Origin of the sequence: Bradyrhizobium tunisiense, assembly GCF_042263385.1 — a bacterium.
Taxonomy (GTDB): Bacteria; Pseudomonadota; Alphaproteobacteria; order Rhizobiales; family Xanthobacteraceae; genus Bradyrhizobium; species Bradyrhizobium tunisiense.
In genome coordinates this window covers 1-914 of sequence record NZ_JBHLEV010000021.1, presented here as the reverse complement: position 1 = coordinate 914, position 914 = coordinate 1, and the positions used below count along the sequence as shown (strand labels likewise).

The 914-nt window shown below is 67.8% G+C and carries 1 protein-coding gene and 1 pseudogene; both read left to right on the top strand.

Annotation, left to right across the window (positions count from 1 at the left end):
• The coding region (locus tag ACFDR6_RS36315; RefSeq protein WP_375861383.1) for a response regulator at window positions 1-795 on the top strand (795 nt) is incomplete at its 5' end.
• 27 nt (window positions 796-822) lie between these two features.
• Window positions 823-914: pseudogene (locus ACFDR6_RS36310) on the top strand (chemotaxis protein CheW); the annotation flags it as partial.

The window sequence follows — 914 nt, the reverse complement described above, 5'->3', positions numbered from 1 at the left end:
GGCTCGTCGCAGCCCAAGGCGGTCCCGCTTGGCCTCGTCACGCGCCTCGAAGAGCTGCCCGCCGACAAGATCGAGTTCTCCAACGGCCGCTACATGGTGCAGTACCGCGAGCAGCTGATGCCGCTCATCGCCATGGAGGGCGTCACCATCGCCAGCCAGGGCGCCCAGCCGATCCTGGTGTTCGCCGACGATGGCCGCTCCATGGGCCTCGTCGTCGACGAGATCATCGACATCGTCGAGGAACGGCTCAACATCGAGGTCGGCGGCTCCTCCTCCGGCATTCTCGGCTCGGCCGTGATCAAGGGCCAGGCCACCGAGGTGATCGACGTCGGCCACTTCCTGCCGATGGCCTTCGCCGACTGGTTCACCCGCAAGGAGATGAAGCCGTCGCTGCACTCGCAGTCGGTGCTGCTGGTCGACGACAGCGCGTTCTTCCGCAACATGCTGGCCCCCGTCCTCAAGGCGGCCGGCTACCGCGTCCGCACCGCGCCGACCGCGCAGGAGGGCCTCGCCGCGCTCCGCGCCCAGAGCTTCGACGTGGTCCTGACCGACATCGAGATGCCCGACATGAACGGGTTCGAGTTCGCCGAGACCATCCGCTCCGACAACAATCTGGGCTCGATGCCGATCATCGGCCTGTCCGCGCTGGTGTCGCCGGCGGCGATCGAGCGCGGCCGTCAGGCCGGCTTCCACGACTATGTCGCCAAGTTCGACCGGCCCGGTCTGATCGCGGCGCTGAAGGAGCAGACCGCGGGCGCCGCCGGCGCCTCCGAGCTGAGCCGGGCGGCGGCGTAAGAGCAGGACAGGGATCAGGAGACACACATGACCAGCAAGAAGACCCAGTCCGCTGAAGGCGCCATGGTCGAATACGTCACCGCGATGATCGGCGGCCAGCTGTTCGGCCTGCCGATCTC